The sequence below is a fragment of the Pseudomonas pergaminensis genome, from assembly GCF_024112395.2.
Lineage (GTDB): Bacteria > Pseudomonadota > Gammaproteobacteria > Pseudomonadales > Pseudomonadaceae > Aquipseudomonas > Aquipseudomonas pergaminensis.
This window is the reverse complement of record NZ_CP078013.2, coordinates 1,239,718-1,258,231: the sequence shown is the minus strand read 5'-3', so window position 1 is coordinate 1,258,231 and position 18,514 is coordinate 1,239,718. Positions and strand designations below refer to the sequence as shown.

The 18,514-nt window shown below is 61.3% G+C and carries 13 protein-coding genes; 6 read left to right on the top strand and 7 right to left on the bottom strand.

The window, feature by feature from the left end; genetic code table 11:
• The first annotated feature begins 3 nt into the window (after positions 1-3).
• Positions 4-5,043, top strand: coding sequence for a dermonecrotic toxin domain-containing protein (locus tag KUA23_RS05690; protein WP_252993557.1), 5,040 nt, complete (start codon positions 4-6; stop codon positions 5,041-5,043).
• Here KUA23_RS05690 and KUA23_RS05685 read toward each other — a convergent pair.
• The 4 genes from KUA23_RS05685 to KUA23_RS05670 are packed head-to-tail and all read right to left on the bottom strand — an operon-like array spanning position 5,040 to position 10,135.
• Complete coding sequence (locus KUA23_RS05685; RefSeq protein ID WP_252993556.1) at positions 5,040-6,290, bottom strand: hypothetical protein; 1,251 nt, start codon at positions 6,288-6,290, stop codon at positions 5,040-5,042. The genes KUA23_RS05690 and KUA23_RS05685 overlap by 4 nt on opposite strands.
• Before the next feature lie 12 nt (positions 6,291-6,302).
• Entirely contained in the window at positions 6,303-6,788 is a 486-nt protein-coding gene (locus KUA23_RS05680; RefSeq protein ID WP_252993555.1) for a CS1 type fimbrial major subunit, read from the bottom strand.
• A gap of 29 nt (positions 6,789-6,817) precedes the next feature.
• Positions 6,818-7,555 carry a molecular chaperone gene (locus KUA23_RS05675; RefSeq protein WP_252993554.1) on the bottom strand — a complete coding sequence of 246 codons (738 nt, stop codon included), beginning with the start codon at positions 7,553-7,555 and terminating at the stop codon, positions 6,818-6,820.
• 60 nt (positions 7,556-7,615) lie between these two features.
• Positions 7,616-10,135: a TcfC E-set like domain-containing protein gene (locus tag KUA23_RS05670; protein WP_252993553.1), complete on the bottom strand. Its 2,520-nt coding sequence runs from the start codon at positions 10,133-10,135 to the stop codon at positions 7,616-7,618.
• On the opposite strand from KUA23_RS05670, the gene KUA23_RS05665 reads away from it, so the two are divergent.
• Entirely contained in the window at positions 10,095-10,268 is a 174-nt protein-coding gene (locus tag KUA23_RS05665; protein ID WP_177409442.1) for a hypothetical protein, read from the top strand. The genes KUA23_RS05670 and KUA23_RS05665 overlap by 41 nt on opposite strands.
• Here KUA23_RS05665 and KUA23_RS05660 read toward each other — a convergent pair.
• Positions 10,265-10,762 (bottom strand): CS1 type fimbrial major subunit, encoded by a 498-nt coding sequence (locus KUA23_RS05660; RefSeq protein ID WP_078047077.1) that lies wholly within the window; start codon positions 10,760-10,762, stop codon positions 10,265-10,267. The genes KUA23_RS05665 and KUA23_RS05660 overlap by 4 nt on opposite strands.
• Before the next feature lie 514 nt (positions 10,763-11,276).
• On the opposite strand from KUA23_RS05660, the gene KUA23_RS05655 reads away from it, so the two are divergent.
• Positions 11,277-11,819: a PadR family transcriptional regulator gene (locus tag KUA23_RS05655; protein WP_078047076.1), complete on the top strand. Its 543-nt coding sequence runs from the start codon at positions 11,277-11,279 to the stop codon at positions 11,817-11,819.
• A complete protein-coding gene (locus tag KUA23_RS05650; protein ID WP_099494143.1) occupies positions 11,816-12,565 on the top strand; it encodes a siderophore-interacting protein in 750 nt (249 codons plus the stop codon). Before KUA23_RS05655 ends, KUA23_RS05650 begins: the two co-directional genes overlap by 4 nt.
• Positions 12,566-12,605: 40 nt before the next feature.
• On the opposite strand, the gene KUA23_RS05645 is transcribed toward KUA23_RS05650, so the two are convergent.
• Both KUA23_RS05645 and KUA23_RS05640 read right to left on the bottom strand, forming a co-directional pair.
• The gene (locus KUA23_RS05645; RefSeq protein ID WP_346356378.1) at positions 12,606-13,229 is read right to left on the bottom strand and encodes a Pr6Pr family membrane protein; all 624 of its coding nucleotides are present in this window, start codon (positions 13,227-13,229) and stop codon (positions 12,606-12,608) included.
• A gap of 4 nt (positions 13,230-13,233) precedes the next feature.
• Positions 13,234-13,467, bottom strand: a complete 234-nt coding sequence (locus tag KUA23_RS05640) for a VF530 family protein (RefSeq protein WP_078047073.1) — start codon at positions 13,465-13,467, stop codon at positions 13,234-13,236.
• A gap of 149 nt (positions 13,468-13,616) precedes the next feature.
• Here KUA23_RS05640 and KUA23_RS05635 point away from each other — a divergent pair, with 149 nt between their 5' ends.
• The gene (locus tag KUA23_RS05635; protein WP_214496573.1) at positions 13,617-15,635 is read left to right on the top strand and encodes a TonB-dependent receptor; all 2,019 of its coding nucleotides are present in this window, start codon (positions 13,617-13,619) and stop codon (positions 15,633-15,635) included.
• 426 nt (positions 15,636-16,061) lie between these two features.
• Entirely contained in the window at positions 16,062-18,473 is a 2,412-nt protein-coding gene (locus KUA23_RS05630; protein WP_099494140.1) for a glucose/quinate/shikimate family membrane-bound PQQ-dependent dehydrogenase, read from the top strand.
• Positions 18,474-18,514: the final 41 nt, after the last annotated feature.

The following is an 18,514-nucleotide window of genomic DNA, read 5'->3' as shown; positions in this document are numbered from 1 at the left end:
GTCATGCCCCACCTGCCTAACCCTGCACCCGGCGCCACTCCTCCCGAGGACAAAGGCCCGCACTACGAACTGATCAAGCACAAGATTCCTCCCTGGTTGCTGTCGACCTCGCCGGCCAGGGTCGAGGCACTGCGCAAGGCCCGCCTGGACCTCGCGCCCTGGTCTCATAGCGGGACACCTCAGGCTCACGCCAGCCTCAAGACGGCCAACGCCCAGGCATGGGTCACCCAGAATACGGTGGATGAGCGCCTCAAACAGGTCCAGGACGTATATGCCTTCGCCGAACCGCTGCTGACCCAGGCGCTCAAGACAGAGTACGGCGTGGACGCCAGCGTCCGGGACACCTTCCTGTTCCTGTACAGCGTCAAGGGCACGTTCATCCAGGGCGTCACCAGCCGCAGTGTGTCCTTGCTGGACGCTGCCCTGCAAAACTTTGCCAAGGATGAGCACTTCACCGACGACTCCAGCTACATCAGCCCACCCGACGCCCGCGGCCACTTCACCCTCAAGCCCCTCAAACAGCAGATGAGCATTGCGCAGTTCACCGCCCTGTGCCGACAATTGGACCTGGGCGCCCAGTATCAACGGCACCTGCAGCAGCATTTGTTGCCGCCTAAACAAGCGGACAAAGACAGCCTCAAGGCCCAGGTCGTCGCCAGCCAGCAGGCGCAGTTTGCTGCCGCGGTCCATATGGCTTTAGCCAGGAAGGACATCACGCAGGCCACCTTTCACCTGCTGATACGCGTTGCGCAGGGCCAGCGCGGGGTGATGCAGTCGTATCGATTGCAGATGATGGACAGCCTGCTCACCGGCATCCTGCTGATCGCTGTCGACCTCGACCGGGCCAGCGAAGTGGCGCGGGTGATCGTGTATATCCCCCACGACCCGCACAGCCCGGTCAAGGACTACCCCAACGCCCAGGCGTTCATGACCGAGCTGACCGACAAACTGCGCACACCCAGCTATCGCCAGTTTTTCAGCCATTTTGTCGACCACGGGCAACGCGGGGCGTTCTTTGCCAACCTCGAACAACGCTTGAGCCGCGTGCAGTGGCATCGTCGCCAGGACCCGCTCGACCCAAGCCCGAGCTGGCGCGACACACCCGTGACGCAACCACGCCTGCAGTATGCGGCGCTGCCAATCACGGGCGACCTGTGGGAACAGCTTTACCAACAAAAACTCAACAAGATCCTCAACGATGCGCGACAGCTCGCCGTCAGTACCAACGATGTCGACAGCCGCGCGCGCTGGGCCTGGTGGGACAATGTCAGCAAGATGGTGACGCAGATCTTCAACGCGGCGCTCATGGTGATCACCCCGTTCGTACCGTTCCTGGGGGAACTGATGATGGCCTATACCGCCTACCAATTGCTCGATGAAGTGGTGGAAGGCGTGGTTGAGTTGGCAGAGGGCCAGGCACTGGAAGCGGCCGGCCATTTTCTCGGGATACTCAGCGAAGGGGTGGAGCTGGCGACATTCGGCGCTGCCGGTAAACTGGTCGAGCTGATCCCTTCGCCCTTCGTCAACCAGCTCAAGCCAGTGCAGGTGCAAGGCAAGACCCGCCTGTGGCACCCAGACCTGCGCCCCTACGCACAAAAAAACCTGGCGCTGCCAGCCGATTCCTCACCCGACACGCTCGGCCTGCACACCCATGACGGCAAGCGCCTGCTGCCCCTCGATGGCGAGCACTACGCGGTGACGGTCGACCCGGCAAATGGCGCCCACCGCATCCGCCACCCCAGCCGCGAGGACGCCTATGCACCGCGGGTGCAACACAATGGTCACGGCGCCTGGACCCACGAGGCGGAAAATCCCAGAGCCTGGGACGCACCCAAGTTGATGCGGCGCCTGGGCCCTTGGACCGACGCGCTGGACGATCCGCAGCTGGAGCAAATCCGCTGCAACAGCGGCACTGAGCCTGGGGTGCTGCGTGGCCTGTATGTGGACAACAGCTCCCCGCCGCCACTGCTGCTCGACAGTGTGAAACGCTCTCGTCTCAACCGCGAAACCGAGCAATTGGCCCAGCGCCTGCGCACCGGCGAGGCTGTCGACTCCCCCACCTACTGGAGCCCCTACCTGGCCACCGAGTTGCCCGGCTGGCCGGCGAGCAAGGCCATCCGCGTATACGAAGACACCAGCCTGACGGGCGCGCACCTGCACTACGGCGAGGCCGATGCACCTGACACCCTGGCCATCAGCCGCCAGGCACTCAACCAAGGCCAACTGGCGGAGCAGATCGTGGACGTTCTTGACGAACCCCAGTTGCAGGCGCTGTTGGGCCCGCTACCGAGCACGCGCGCGGAGCGGGTGACGGCCCTGCGCAATCACCTGGCCGACCTGCTCACCCGCCGCCACCGTTCGGTATTCGAGTACCTGTACAACGCCAGCGAACACGCGGCCAGCGCACGCCAGGTGGTGGTGCGCCAAGCAGTGCCGACGCTGCCGAAAACCCTGGCTCACACGCTGTTGGAGCAGGCTCGGCCCTCAGAGCTAAAACGCATGGACGAGCACAGCCAATTGCCTTTGCGCATGAAAAACCTGGCCCGCGACCTGGCCATTGACGCACGTGCCAGCCATGCCCACGAAGGCCTTTACCACCCAGCCCACCTTACCCTCGACACCGAGCGCATGTTGCTCAACACCCTGAAGTTTCACAGCGATGCCTTCGCCGACTTGCGCATGGAGATACGCGAACACAGCGCCCTCGGCGAGCTTCGTTGTGCGGCCGGCCCGGATGACGCTCGGCAGGTGCGTGTCCTGGTGCGCGATCCCCAAGGCCACTACACGCTTTACGACAACGAGCGCCACCTGCTCAATCCCGCAAGCGATCTCTACGCGACCCTTTTGCATGCGCTGCCGAACCCTACGGCATGGAAGGACGCGCCCGCGTTGCAAACCTGGCTGACGGAGCGCCTGGCAACCCTGCAGGAACGTCGTACCGCCCTGGACATCCCGCCCACGCCACCCGCCGTGGCCCGTGCCACTGAGCAACTGCTGCAAAAACCCAGGTTCCGCTGGGCGAGCAAACTGCTGGGCATCGGGCCGCCGTCCCTGGAAGACCGTATCAAGGCGCTCTACCCCCGGATGCACGAAGAGGCCATCCAAGAGCGGGTGCAGGCCTACAATTCACCCGAAGGCGAGCAGGCCCTCAAAGACCTTGAACGTGAAAAAAAGGCGCTGCTGGCACACCTGGAAAACTGGGTGCAATCCCCCACGCGCTACAACGGCGGCGACCGCGAAGCCCAGGAAGGCGAACGGTTGATGCGCTCGCACCTGTCTCGGGCGATTCGCAGGAGTTGGGAAAATGTGTCCGGCGGCTTTACCGACACTTTTGGCGAAAGCCATACCGGTGGCATCCTCGACCTCGAAGGCTGGCCCCTGGGCCTGCACCTGCATGGGTCGCCCAACCCGCAGTTGCCATTTGAATTCATCACCGGCCTGAACCTGAACGAGAGCGGCCTGAACGACACCCATGACGGCTTCCTGGCCTTGTTCCCCAACCTGCGGGTACTTGACCTGAGCCAAAACCAATTGACCCGGCTGCCCAAGGCGGTGACCGGCATGCCACGCCTCAACCAACTGGGCCTGGGTGACAACCCGATGCAATGGAACAGCGCCAGCCTGGAGCAGCTCAAAAGCCTGCGTAACCTCAGGGCCCTGGACCTCAGCCATCACCGGCAGATGACCACCGCCCCCGACATCAGCGGCATGCCGCACCTGCGGGAGCTGCACCTGGCCGGAACCGGCATTGCCGAATGGCCCACCGGCCTGTTTGATCACCCACGGTCCGAGCACTTCGTACTCGACCTGCAAAATACTCAGGTCAGGCACGTGCCGCAGTTCCTGCCCTGGCAACCCGAGGCCGAGGTGGTGGCGCGTACCCGACTGGACCGTAACCACCTGCACCTGGACGACGAGGAGCGCATGGTCAGCTATCGCCTGGGGGCAGGCCTTGACCCCTATCGGACGTATCCACCGAGAGGCGAAAAAGACAGCCGCTTCTGGATTGACGAAATGACGAGCACTACCCAACAGCGCAGGCGCCAGGCGCTATGGGACGAGCTGGAACAGGAGCACGGTTCACAAGGCTTTTTCGAGGTGATCCGCAGCCTGCAGCCACCAGAAGCGTTCGAAACCCAGGAAGACGGCCTGGACTACATTCGCAACCTCCCGCAACTGACTGAAAACGTCTGGCGCATGCTCGAGGCCATGCACGCCGACGACGCCTTGCGCACGCGCTTTTTCAGCATGACCAGCACCCCCGGCAACTGTGCCGACGCCAGCGCGCAAATCTTCAATAACATGGGGATCCAGACGCTGGTGCACGAGCTGCACCGCGCTCGCCCACGATTGACGTCGGTAGAATTTGCCGGACGCCTGGCCCTACTGGCCCGCCAGACCGCACGTCTGGACTTGGTCAACGAAGCGGCCCGCAAGGAAGTCGCCCGCCGCCTTGCACCACCCGAGCGCGGGGGGCTGGGACTGCGCCTGACCACCGACGTGGTTGACGGCGTGCCGGGCAGCGTTGATGAAGTACAGGTGTACGCGGCCTTGCAGACCGCTCTCAAGCACGACCTGCATTTGCCCTGGCTGTCTTCACACATGGTCTATCGTCAAACCGCCGGTGTAGACGACGCGCTGATCGCCCGCGTGCACCAGAGCATCATCAATGCCGAACGGCGTGATGGCCTGGTCGACCGTACCCTTGCGGTGGGCTTTTGGGATAAGTACCTGGAGGATACTTACGGCGATGAGCTGACGCTCAATACCCGCCAGTTCCAGGATAAAGCCCTGCGCATCGAAGACCTGCGCGATGCACAAGACGCCTGGGCCCAGGCGCAGACCCAGTCGAATCTCAAGCAGACCCTCACCGACCTGGCCGATGAACTGGGCGTGCCTCACAGCGACGTGCTGACTGGGTCATCCATGACCCACAGCACTTACCGGCGCTTGTTCGACCAGTTGGCCCACCAAGAAAAAGAACTGCGCCGACAGCTCACATCGAACGCCTTGGTCATCCTACCGGAGGGGCTGGAACCCTAGACCTCAGAGTCCCACACGACCGTGGCCGTACCGGAATAGGCATTGCCGCTGTTCTGGTCGAGCATCTGTGACACGCCGTCGGCCTGTATCTCAAAGTGCAGGGTGCTGGGCTTGCGATCCACATAACGGCTCGGCCTGAACAGCTGTGTGCCGCTGCCATCCAGGCGCAGCGGGAGGCGACTGACCGGGCGCCCGGCGCTATCGCTCAGGCCTGCAGGCAAGGTCACGGCGATATCCAGCGGCACTTGGTGACCCGCGGCGTTGCGTACGCTGCAGGTGTTGCCCAACGGGTCGCCGCACTCCAGGCTCATCTTGAAGGCGGTGCTGGCCCACAGGTTGACGGTCTGGTCGTGGAACAGGCGCGTGGGTTTGCGCCCGCTCTGCAACCAGCCCTGCCAGCCACCCTGGGGTTCCAGTTGGATACGATGGCCGCCTGGGGGGACTTCGACCTTGAGGTGATGGTCGACGGTCAGGGTGAAGTTGAAGGTCAGCGCGTTGTCATTCGGGATAATCACATCGCCGAAGTCGAAATCGGCACCCGGGCCCACGCTGTAGGTAAGGCTGCCGGTGTATTCGCCGCTGGCCATGGCCAGAGGATTGGGGGTTCTCAGCGAATAGGCGTATTCCGTAGTCGAAAACCAAAACTGTGTGATGTCCTGCCCCGGCACACGATTACAAACGCCTGCGTTTTCGGGAACCAGCCAGAAGAACAACAAATAGCTGTTCGCATTGGCTAACCAATTGACCCCCTGACACGGGGGCGGTGCGTAGTACCACTGGCGGTACCAGTTCCAGACCGGATCATCCGGACGGCTCCACACAGTGACATTCGGCCGCACATCCCAACGATGGCCGATTCCGGCAATACGCATCTGCACGGTCTCGGTCTGCCCGGTTTCACTGTGCGTGACCTCGAGATCACGCCACTCCGAGGGCACCTTCCACATGGCGCCATCGCGAGGGTTTTCGTGGTTGGCGAGGATAGGTCGACTGGCCGTGGCAAGCAAATCGGAAGTCCGGATAGTAAAAAGCCCGTTAGCTTTGCAATAGGCCGGGATATGCCCCGGGCAAATCCCGCTTTGGGGCGTGGTATTGACGAACTCATTGACCATCGGATTGCTGGGGTCGGGGCGAAAACTGGCAGTGATGTCCTGCACCGCCCCATGGGCCGGCAATACCAGCAGCATCGAGACAGCAGCGGCCAGGCCAGGTCCGTACAGTACTCGCAAAAACGGCACGACTTTCATGACGACAGTTCCTTAAAAGCGCGAGGCAATGGCATCGAACACCATATGCACAGTGCCGAAATAACGCCCCGGACGGTAATCGTCCTGGGGCTTGATGGCGGCGATTTCCAGGTGAACCCGCTTACCGGGTTTGGCATCGAGGACGGAGACCACTTCGGTGTGGTCCAGGCTAAGCTCCTGGCCATTGAAAGTAACCCGCAGGTCGATCCGGTCATTGCCGTTGTAGAGGAAAGGCTCGGCTTCGAGGCGTGCACCAATGGCACCGCCGGTGTTCTTTACATCGAACGGCGCCCGCAGCGAGCTCAACTCGGAAATGACCGGGTTGTAGTTCAGCACTTGCTCGCGTTGCACCAATTGCGGGTCCACCGGCAGCACGTAGAACTGCGGCGTGGGGATGTTAACGTAAACCTCGAAGGTTTCCCGTTCGACCGCCGCCCACCCTGGGGCGGGCAGCAGGCCGACGATAATGAAAGCGAAAAGCGCCCGTGCGTTGAACATGGTATTCACCTGTGGTGATCGAGGCTGCATCAGCCTTTGACCTCGACTTTTTTAGTCTCGGTGCCTTCAATCACGCTGAAGTGGTATTCACGCCCCGGCTCCTTGTCGAAGCCGAACGAGCGACCCGCCATCACATGGTACTTAGTGGTCGGGCGGCAGTCCTGGTTGTTGGCGGCGCAATCCTTGAACTCATCGATCACCACCACGCTGTTGCCGTTGTTACGCAGGGCGTAGCGACGCGCGTCGTTCTGGATCTCGCTGTTGAAGCGGGTTTCGGTGGGCCGCACGAAAAACACCGTGCCGTAGCCGGCCAGGATCTGCACTCCCGCCGCCAGGCTATTCTTGTACTCGGCGCGTTCCTGTTCACTGATCGCAAATTCATCTTCGGTCTGCGGCACCACTGGCACAAAACGCACGCGAAAATAACGCTCTTTGTCGCGGTTGCCCATGAACAGCAAGCGCGTTCCCTGGGTGCCATTGGCGGGCACGATCAAGCGCGCCGGGCTGGCCATCAGGCCGTCGCGGGCAGTGGCGTCGGCCTGGTTCTTCAACGGCACTTCACGGAAGGTGCCGTCGTCGTTGTAGATCATCTCCAGGATGTTGACCTTGACGAACGCCGTGGACGTGCCGCCATTGAACACCCGCTTCATGTAGGTACTTTTGCCGGCGTCCATGTAGTCGTAGACCACGCCGACATGGATCTTCGGCGTCGCCTGGCCACCCAGGCAAAACAGGCACAACACCCCAAATAACCCTAAACGTTTCATTACTTGCTACCTCATGTAGTGCAGGGAGGCCGACTGCGGCCCGTGAGTCATACGCAACCGTCAACCCGCAGTTCCGGCGCGGGAAATGGCTTCGGCCAGGGAGTCCGGTGTACAGCGCAAGTCCCCGATCATCAGCACATCACTTTCGCGCCGGCCCTGGCTCGGGTCGAGACGGAACTGGCACAGCAACTGGTTGGCGTAGCGCACTTCCAGGGTCGGTGAATTGGCGCTCATTTCCATGGAGAAGAACCCGTCCACCTCGCTGACCCCACGGCTGGCGTGGTTGATTACGTGATGGCCCTTGAGCGGTTTGCCCTGGGCGTCGAGCAGGCGACCGAGCACAGTTACGGTTTTCATCACACGGATCTGGCGGTAGTCCACGCCACCTTTGTTCAAGTGGTAACTGCTGCGCGCCGGCTGGATGCTCGCGGCGGGCGGATGGTTGCCGTCGAAATCGAACGCGAGCGTGCTGCTTTTGTAGGCGGTGATCGGCACGAAATTACGGCCTGGACGCAAGACCGAACTGCCGCCGCTCAAGTCGTCGGCGCGCAGTTGGATGTCATCCAGGTCGGTCTCCACATCCACGATCATTCCAGCGCCGTGGCCCTGGGACTGGCTGCTCATGACTATTTTTGAACCGCCCACCGCCACCGTGCTGCTCAAGTTCAGGCCACCGGTGAGATTGCCGTTGAACGAGGAGCGCTGGACGAACCCATCGCCGTATAACGCATCGGTGGCGAAACTGCCGCGACCGGACAAGCCGAGCCCGTAGGTATCAGTCAGCACCGTGGCGGAAACGCTCTGCAGCAGGTGATCGTCCAGGGTGCGCTGGTAGGTCAGCGAGCCGTTGTTATCACGGCTGCCGTCGCGGGCAGTGCGGCTACCGATACTCGCTGACCACTGCTCGCCGGGGGCACCGAGGGCCACGCTGACACTCAAATCGACCCCGCGGTTGCGTTTGTCACCGGTGCTGGCGGTGGCTGCGCGATCGAACACCGAGAACCGCCAGTTGGCATCACTATTAAGAAACTTGCCGCGTTGGTTCCAACCCAGGTCCAGGCCCAGCCCTTCGACATTGCCTTCGCTGTAGGCCAGGCGCGAACTGATCGAACTCTTGTTGCTCAGGCGATGGTTGACCGACACCGAGGAATTGCTGGTGCGCCCATTGAACACGCGCGTGGGGCGCAGCCGGGTGCCGTCGGGCAAGGTCTCGTAGGTGCGACGGGTGTCGAGCCAACTGCGGTTATGGCTGACGACCACACTGCCATGGCCGTAACTGTGCATACCTTGCACGTCCATACCGGTGCCGTGGTCCTGGGTCTGGTAGACATTGGCGTACAGGCTGGAGTTGTTGGCCAGGCTCCAGTCGATGGAGCTGCCAAACTGCATCTTTTCGCGCACCTTGCGCGTGGACAGCCCGAGAATCACCCGAGGGTGGGCCAGGTAATTGATACCGGCGCCATAAGTGATGAACCCGGTGGACTGTTCTTCCCAGTTGCTCAACAGCTTGGTTTCACGCCCAACAAAGGTGCTGTAGCGCCAGCGTTCGTCGGCGTTGCGCCAGTTGTTGGGCTTGTAGACCAGCTCCTGAGTGGTGGAGGTCACCAACCCATCTTCGACCAGACGCACTTCCACGTCATAGATGCCGCCGGGCAGCGGCCGTGTGTCGATGGACTGCAAGCCGGCTGCGACCGGCTGGCTGTTGATCAGCAGGCCATTGCGGTAGATCTCCACCGAGGCCTGGCGACTGGCGGTGACGTAGATCGGGTAGACGCTGGGCTTGGGGTTGTTGATCAGCAAGCTGTCGGAGCTGCCGAACATCATCCCTACGGCCGTGTCGGGGTTGGCGCCGAAGGAGCGGATCTGGCGCGTGAGGCCATTGGAGCCGGGCATGAAATAGCCCAGCAGCAGGAAGCGACCTTCCATTTCGCGTTGTGTATACAGCTCATGCACGGCATGGCGCAGTGACGTGTCGCCACCGCCAAAACGTGAGACCTGCAAGTTCAGTGCCTGGGTCCAGTTACCCAGGCTGGCACTGGCTTCCAGGCCGTAACGGCCGCCGACATCTTCGTCCTGGCCACCGTTGAGATTGAGTTGGTTGTTGACGATCAAGCCCAGGCTGCCCGCCTCGGGTTGGTCGTAATAACGTTTGATCTGGGCGTTGCGCTCCACGTTTTCCGTGAGGATCGAGACCAGGGATTCCTGCAAGTTGTAATGCACCGCCAGTAACTGCGCAGGGCAACTACGCTCACAATTACCCAGTGGCATGCCCTGTTGTAATAGTTGCTCCCAACGGCCGCGTTCGGCAGCGGATACGGTACTTTCATCGGTCTCGGTAAACTCCAGCAGTGTAATACGGTCATCCCGGCCAAGCACAATCATGGCTTCACCCAGTGACTGCTGATCAAGTTCTACCCGAACTGCCAACGGCACATCGAAAAAGTGTTCTTCGAAATCTTTTGGCAACCCCTTGGACTGCGATAACAAACTTCCCGGCGTTGTGCCGGGCGCAGTGGTGGCCAACGCGCTGGCACTCACCATGAGCGCCAGCGCACCTGCAATTGACGTCTTCGAAAACATGAGCGCAATACTCGTTAATGCTGAAAGTTGGCACGAGATAAACAAGGCCGGCAGCCAGAACGGCTGGCCGGCCTTACACCAAGCGCCCCTGATCTTCGCGATCAAAGGCGGTGATTTACACGGTGGTGCTTAGGGCGCCGAACGTGGCTCGGAGTAGAACATCAGGGTGTAGGCCGCGGTAAACAGGCCGTTCTGGGTATCCAGCGGCTTGGCGGGAGTGACCACCAGGTCGGCCTGAGTGCCGGGGGTGGATTGAGGATCGTCGACCACTTCCTGCGGGGTGGCCGTCAGCACAACGCCATTGAAAGTGTTGGTCAGCGCGATGGTTTCGCTACCGTTATAGAGCGCGGCAGCCGTTGGACCCCCTTCGATAAAGGCATGCACCGAGCCTTCTGTGTTTTTCACATCGAAGGTCGCACGCAGGCCGCTCAGCTCACCGCTCACTGGGTTGTAGTTCATGACCTCGTTCTTACCGAAGTCCGGGTTGCGCGGCTTTACGTGGAACTGCTTGTTCGGGATGTCGGCGACGATGTTGACGGTGCTACGCGCATCATCCGCAGCGAGGGCTATGGAAGCATCCAGAACGACCGCAACCAACGATGCCGCTACGGCAATTTTTTTGAACATAGTTCAATACCTGTTTTGTTGATAATTCACGATTTCGGGTAACAACTAGAAAGTAGGGAGCTTGCACTTTCCAATTACTTGCATTGAGGCAAGCCGTTGCCCGCACTCAAACGCCCGACAAGTATCCAGCGATTGAAATGACAAGTAAGCAGGCAAACGCCTTGTATTGCGTAGCTTGGTGCCGATCAACTTAATAGGAATAAGATGGCATTTAGCCAAAACTTAAAATGCATCTGTAAGAAATGAACTACATTCACTTAATGAGAATGTTTTATTAACGAAGTTCTCTGAGGGAATGGTATTACACGCCGTTTAAATCAGGTAATAACACGCCGCTGAAAGTTGTGTAGGACACCGCCAAAGATCAACTTGAGTAGTTGCTCTAATAGGTATAGACCCTCCGTTGCAGACCACGCCCATAGCGACCGCACATAGCGTGCCGTTGGTCAGAAAAGCTTGCTCACGCCATAAGATATATCTTACGTTGTATCTAACCATGACGGAGAGCGAAGCAATGAGAGAGCACCACCCCCACCCTCCCCACAGCCACGACGGCTTCGACAAGCGGCCTGGCCGCGAGCGCGGCAGCCGTGGCCCACGGGTATTTGCCCCAGGCGACCTGAAACTGTTGCTGCCGGCGCTGATCGCCGAGCAGCCCTGCCACGGCTATGACTTGATCCGCCAGATCGAAAGCCTGTTCGACGGCGCCTACACCCCCAGCCCCGGCGTGATTTACCCGACCCTGACCTTCCTCGAAGAAAGTGAGTTGATCAGCGGCGACGCCGAAGGCGGAAAAAAACGCTACACAATCACCGACGCCGGTCGTCTCTTCTTAAGCGAACAGGCGGTTGCCCTCGAAGGCATCCGCGTGCGCATCGACGTGAGCAAGCGCTCATTGCGCGGCCAGGACCGCCCACCGGAAATCCACGAGGCGGTGCACAACCTGCGCCACGCCCTGCATTCGCACCACGGGCGCTGGAGCCCGGAAGAAATCGTTCGTGTCGCGGCGCTGCTCAACAGCACCGCCCAAGCCATTGCCGACGGGAAAGCCCAATGAATACTCAAGCCATCCATCGCGTTACCCACGAAATCAAACGTCGCCGCCTGCAAGTACTGCGGGTGGTGGACATCACCCCGCGCATGCGCCGCATCACCCTCGGCGGGCCGGAACTGGCAGGGTTTGTCAGCCTGGGCAGCGATGACCATATCAAGCTGCTGTTCCCGCAGAACGCGGCCGAACAGGCCGCGCTGGAAAGCCCGACCTTCACCATCAAGGGCGACGGTCCACAGCCGGCCATGCGCGACTACACGCCTCGACGTTTCGACCTGAGCATCGGCGAGCTGGATATTGACTTCGTGTTGCACGGCGATGGCCCTGCGTCGACCTGGGCCGAGCAAGTGCAGGTCGGCCAGCACCTGTACATCGGCGGGCCACGGGGCTCGATGATCGTGCCGGATATCTTCGACAGCTACTTGTTGATCGGTGATGAAACGGCGATCCCGGCCATCGCCCGCCGCCTGGAAGAATTACCCGCCGGGCGCACCGTGCTGGCGGTGATAGAAATCGCCGACGCAGCAGAACAGCAGGCCCTCAACAGTGCCGCCGATGTGCAAGTGAAATGGGTGGTGCGCGGCAAGGATGACTTGCTCGAAACCGTGCAAAACCTGACCCTGCCGAGCGGCTCGCTGTACAGTTTTGTGGCGACGGAAAGCAAGCGGTCGCGCCAGGTGCGGCGTGTGTTGCTGGACACGCACAAGGTCAACGAGGAATTCCTCAAGGCCGTCGGTTACTGGCAAGCCTAACCCAGACCTGGCAGGAGCCGGTTTGCCGGCTCCTTCGGTTTTACCGTGCCCGCTCGAGGTAACGGTCCATCCCCACCACCGCCAGCGCGATCACGACAAACCCCGCCAGAATCCCCCCGGCATTCACGAATACTTGTGGATAACCCAGGGTGCTCACGTCTATGAACGGGTACTGATACTGCCCGAGCAAGTCCCCGCGCAGCAGGGCATAGGCGAAGTACACCAGTGGGTAGATCACCCACGCGCCAATGTGCTTGAGCCGCAAACTGCCCTTGGGCACACACCGCCACCAGTAGATCAAGAACAGCACCGGCATCACATCGTGCAGCAACTCATCCGCGATGAACTGAAAACCCGTGGGCGTCCATAAATGCCGTAGCAGCAGGTTGTAGGCCAGGCTCACCACGACGATGCTCGTGGCAATCCCACTGCTGATCGAGGGCGCCAGGAAAAACCGCTTTGCCGCTGATTCGCGCTCGACCAGCGCATAACTCAGCACCACCACCGCCAAGGTGTTGGTGAGCACGGTGAAGAAACTGAAAAAGTTAATCAGCCCGCCGAGCAGGCTGGCGCCGGTCGACCAGCGCGAATAGAAAATCAGGTATTGCTGGATCGCCAAGCCCACCCAACCGGCCAACGCTGCCGCCGTAACAAACCGCTTCATGGGGTCAATCCAGCGGGCGTTTGGTGCGCATCAGCTTCACGTACAAGCCTTCGACTTTCTCCCGCGCCCACGGGGTTTTGCGCAAAAAGGTCAGGCTCGACTTGATGCTCGGGTCGCTCTTGAAGCAGCGGATATCAATGCGCTCGGCCAGGCCTTCCCATTCATAGTGCGCCACCAACGTGGTGAGAACGTGTTGCAGGGTCACGCCGTGGAGGGGGTCGTTGCTTGTCGCGGTCATGCCGGGCCTATCAAAAAAGGGTCACGAAGGTGCACACCTTATCACCCGCCTGCCGAGTTATAAAAAGTTCCCGTTCCCAGCGAAAAAGAGATGTTATATTGTAACTATAGTTAACCAATCTCTTTGCCCGATCTGCCAAGGAATGTCCGATGTCCCTCTCTTCTCTGTGGCGCCTGTCCCCGCTCGCTGCCGCCCTGCTGATCTGCTCCGAAGCCCACGCCCTTGAACTGCAACCCCAAGTCATCACCGGCAACCCGCTGGGCAGCGAACAACTCGCCTCGCCCACCACCGTGCTCGAAGGCGATGACCTGACCCTGCAACAAAAAGGCAGCCTCGGCGAAACCCTCAACAAGCAACCTGGCGTGTCGTCATCGTATTTCGGCCCTGGCGCCAGTCGGCCGATCATCCGGGGCCAGGATGGCGACCGCATTCGCATTCTGCGCAATGGCGTGGGTGCGCTGGATGCGTCGTCGCTGTCCTACGACCATGCGGTGCCACTGGACCCGGTCAACGTTGACCGCATCGAAATCGTGCGCGGCCCCGCCGCCCTGCTGTATGGCGGCAGCGCCATTGGCGGCGTGGTCAACACCTTTGACAACCGCATCCCCACCGAAGCCATCGAAGGCATCCACGGTGCCGGTGAACTGCGCTACGGCGGCGCTGACACCACACGCAGCAGCGCCGGCAAGCTGGAAGCCGGCAACGGCACCTTTGCCTTGCACCTGGACGCCAACGCGCGGGAATTCAACGACCTGAAAATCCCCGGCCAGGCCCGCAGCCGCCACGCCCCGGAAACCGAAGACGCACCCGGCAAAAACGGCCGCCTGGGCAATAGCGACGGGCGCCAGGACGGCGGCGCCGTGGGTGGTTCCTACACCTGGGACGACGGTTACGCTGGGCTGTCCTACAGCAATTACGACGCCAATTACGGCTCGCCCGCCGAGCAGGACGTGCGCATCCGCATGAAGCAGGATCACTACGCGTTTGCGTCCGAGATCCGCAACCTGCAAGGCCCGTTCACCTCGGTGAAACTCGATGCCGGCTACACCGACTACGAGCACCGCGAGATCGAAGGTGGCGAAACCGGCACGATCTTCAAGAACAAAGGCTACGAAGCCCGCGTTGAAGCCCGTCACCAGCCGATCGGCCCATTCGATGGCGTGGTCGGTGCCCAGGTGACCCGCAACGAGTTCTCGGCCCTTGGTGAAGAAGCCTTCGTGCCACAGACCGACACTAACGCCGGCGCGCTGTTTATCCTCGAAGAGATGCAGGCCACCGAGCGCCTGAAACTCAGCCTCGGCGGGCGGGTGGAGCACACCAGCGTGGACCCGGACGCCAAGGGCAACGCGCGTTTTGCCGGTGCGGACAAATCCAACGATTTCACCGCCGGCAGCCTGTCGTCGGGGGCGGTCTACACCCTCACGCCCATCTGGTCCCTGGCCGCGACCCTGGGCTACACCGAGCGCGCGCCGACCTTCTACGAGCTGTATGCCAACGGTGCCCACGTCGCCACCGGCACCTATGAACTGGGCAACGCCAACTTGAAGAAAGAAAAAGCCGTGTCCAGCGACCTGGCCCTGCGCTTTGACAATGGCACCCACAAGGGCAGCTTCGGTGTGTTCTACAGCCGCTTCTCCAATTACATCGGCTTGCTGGGCACCGGTCGTACCTTGAACGACGAAGGTGAAGAGGACGCCGCCGGCATCCCTGAGTACGAATACTCCGGCGTGCGTGCCCGTTTCGCCGGCTTCGAAGCCCAGGATCACTGGAAGCTGGGTGAAGGCGCCTACGGCAAGTTCGCCCTGGAGCTGTCGGGTGACTACACCCGCGCCACCAACCTCGACACCGGCGAAGCCCTGCCGCGCATTGCACCGCTGCGTTTGAACAGCGGCTTGCTGTGGGAGCTGGATCGCTGGCAGGCGCGCATCGATGTGGAACATGCCGCAGGGCAAGGACGTGTGCCAGATAACGAAAGCGGCACCGACGGCTACACCACCCTGGGGGCAAGCGCGGGGTATCGGTTCAATGTCGGTGGCAGCCAATGGCTGGCGTTTGTGAACGGCGAAAACCTCACCAACCAGACGGTGCGCTATGCCAGCTCGATCCTGCGTGACATTGCGCCGGCACCGGGTAGAAGTGTGCAGTTCGGCGTTCGAACCACCTTTTGAAAACACCGCAACTCTAACCTGTAGGAGCCGGCTTGCCGGCGATGGCGTCCTTGAAATCGCCATCGCCGGCGAGCCGGCTCCTACGGGTTTTGCAGTGCCCTTTGCAGCGACGTTCTGTCACTGTTACCAAATCGGAAATGATGCATCTTGCGATTTGCGCTTTCTCTTGGCGCGTCAGCACCTTATCCTTGCCGCAACAAACTGAAACGTTTCACGTCCGCGGTCGACCCCATCTTGCCGAATTCCCCACTTTTCAAAGACAGCGCTGTCTGACACCGACCTGCGCGTGGGGATAACTCGCCCGCCTGTGGATAACCCTGCTATCCCCAGAAAAACCGAATTAACGCTGAACCAAGCCCGCGCCGAATCGTCATCTACAGTGAAGCACGGGGTTACATAATTCCAACGTAACGGAGAAACACAACTATGAGCACTGACGGTGCCTCAACGCCAAGCCGCCTGCTGCCCAGGCTGCTCGGAGTCTTGCTGCTGATCATGGGCCTGGCCTTGCTGGCCGGGGGTATCAAGCTGACGATGCTCGGCGGGTCGCTGTACTACCTGCTGGCCGGTATCGGCATCACCCTGACCGGCATCCTCTTGCTGGCCACCCGCCGCGCCGCACTCGGCCTGTACGCACTGGTACTGTTCGCCAGTACGGTGTGGGCTTTGTGGGAAGTCGGCCTGGACTGGTGGCAGTTGGTGCCGCGCCTGGCGCTGCTGTTCGCCCTGGGCATCGTCATGTTGCTCCCGTGGTTCCGCCGTCCGTTGCTGCGTGGCCAGCCGGCCCCGCTGGGCACTGGCGCGCTGAGCGTGGCTGTGGTGCTCGCCGGTGCTGCCGCCGTTGCCAGCCAATTCACCAACCCGGGTGAGATCAAAGGCCAACTGGACCGCGACGCGGTACCCGGCATGGCCAGCGCTGCACCGTCCCAGGCCGATGGCGACTGGAACTCCTACGGCCGTTCGGCCTTTGGCGATCGCTACTCGCCGCTGGCACAGATCACCCCGGAAAATGCTCACAAGCTGGTCCCGGCGTGGACCTTCCGTACCGGTGACATCCCTGGCCCGAACGACCCAGGTGAGACCACCGCGGAAAACACCCCGCTGAAAGTCAACGGCATGCTCTACGTGTGCACGCCGCACAGCCAAGTGATTGCACTGGACCCGGACACCGGCAAGGAAATCTGGCGCTTCGATCCGAAGATCAGCAGCCAGGGTGCCGAAAACTTCAAGGGTTGGGCACACATGACCTGCCGTGGCGTGTCGTATCACGATGACGCTGCCTACGCTTCCGAGCAGAGCCCGACCGGCAGCGCCAGCCCCGCCGCTGCACCGAATGCCTGCCCGAAACGGATTTTCGTACCGACTGCCGACACCCGTCTGATCGCCCTCAACGCCGACACCGGCAAGATGTGTGAAGACTTCGGTGACAAAGGCCAGGTCGACCTGCGTGCCAATATCGGCAGCTTCGCCCCAGGCGGTTACTACTCCACGTCGCCACCGGCCGTGACTAAAAACCTGGTGGTGATCGGCGGCCACGTCACCGACAACGTGTCCACCGACGAGCCAAGCGGCGTGATCCGCGCATTCGACGTGCACACCGGCAAGCTGGTGTGGAACTGGGACAGCGGCAACCCGGACGACACCACCCCGTTGGCCGAGGGCAAGACCTACACCCGCAACTCGCCGAACATGTGGTCCATGTTCGCCGTGGATGAAAAACTCGGCATGCTGTACCTGCCGATGGGCAACCAGATGCCCGACCAATACGGCGGCGACCGTACCGAAGACTCGGAAAAATACAGCGCCGGCCTGACCGCTCTGGACATCGACAGCGGCCATGTGAAGTGGACCTTCCAGTTCACCCACCATGACCTGTGGGACATGGACGTGGGCGGCCAGCCTTCGCTGATCGACATCAAGACCGCTGATGGCGTGAAGCAAGCAGTCATGGCGTCGACCAAGCAAGGCAGCATCTACGTGCTGGACCGTGCCACCGGCCAACCCGTGGTGCCGATCCACGAAGTGGCGGTGCCGCAAGGTGCAGTCGCTGGCGACCACACGTCGCCAACCCAACCGAAGTCCGACCTGAACTTCATGCCGCCGCCGCTCAAAGAGCGCGACATGTGGGGCGTGACGCCGTTCGACCAGATGCTGTGCCGGATTGATTTCAAATCCATGCGCTACGACGGTGCTTTCACCCCGCCTTCGCTGCAAGGCTCGATCGTTTACCCAGGCAACTTCGGCGTGTTCGACTGGGGCGGCATTTCCGTCGACCCGGTTCGCCAGATTGCCTTCGTGAACCCAAGCTACATGGCGTTCAAATCGAAACTGATCCCGGCCGCTGACATCGCCAAGCAAGGTCCACGCGTCAGCGAAACCGAAGGCGTGCAGCCGAACAAAGGCGCGCCGTACGGCGTGATCCTCGAAGCCATGCTGTCGCCAATGGGCCTGCCGTGCCAGGCACCGGCGTGGGGTTACGTGGCGGCGGTCGACCTGACCACCCACAAGACCCTTTGGATGCACAAGAACGGCACCGTGCGTGACAGCTCGCCGGTTCCGATCCCGCTGACCATGGGCGTGCCTAGCCTGGGCGGCACCTTCACCACCGCCGGTGGCGTGTCGTTCCTCAGCGGTACCCTGGACCAGTACCTGCGTGCCTACGACGTGAAAAACGGCAAGCAACTGTGGGAAGGCCGCCTGCCTGCAGGCGCGCAAACCACCCCGATGACCTACACCGGCAAGGACGGCAAGCAGTACGTGCTGGTCATGGCCGGCGGTCACGGTTCCCTGGGTACTAAACAGGGTGACTACGTGATGGCGTTCAAACTGCCGGATTAAGATCGACTGGCAGCCAAACAAAGGCGGCTACCCTCACAGGT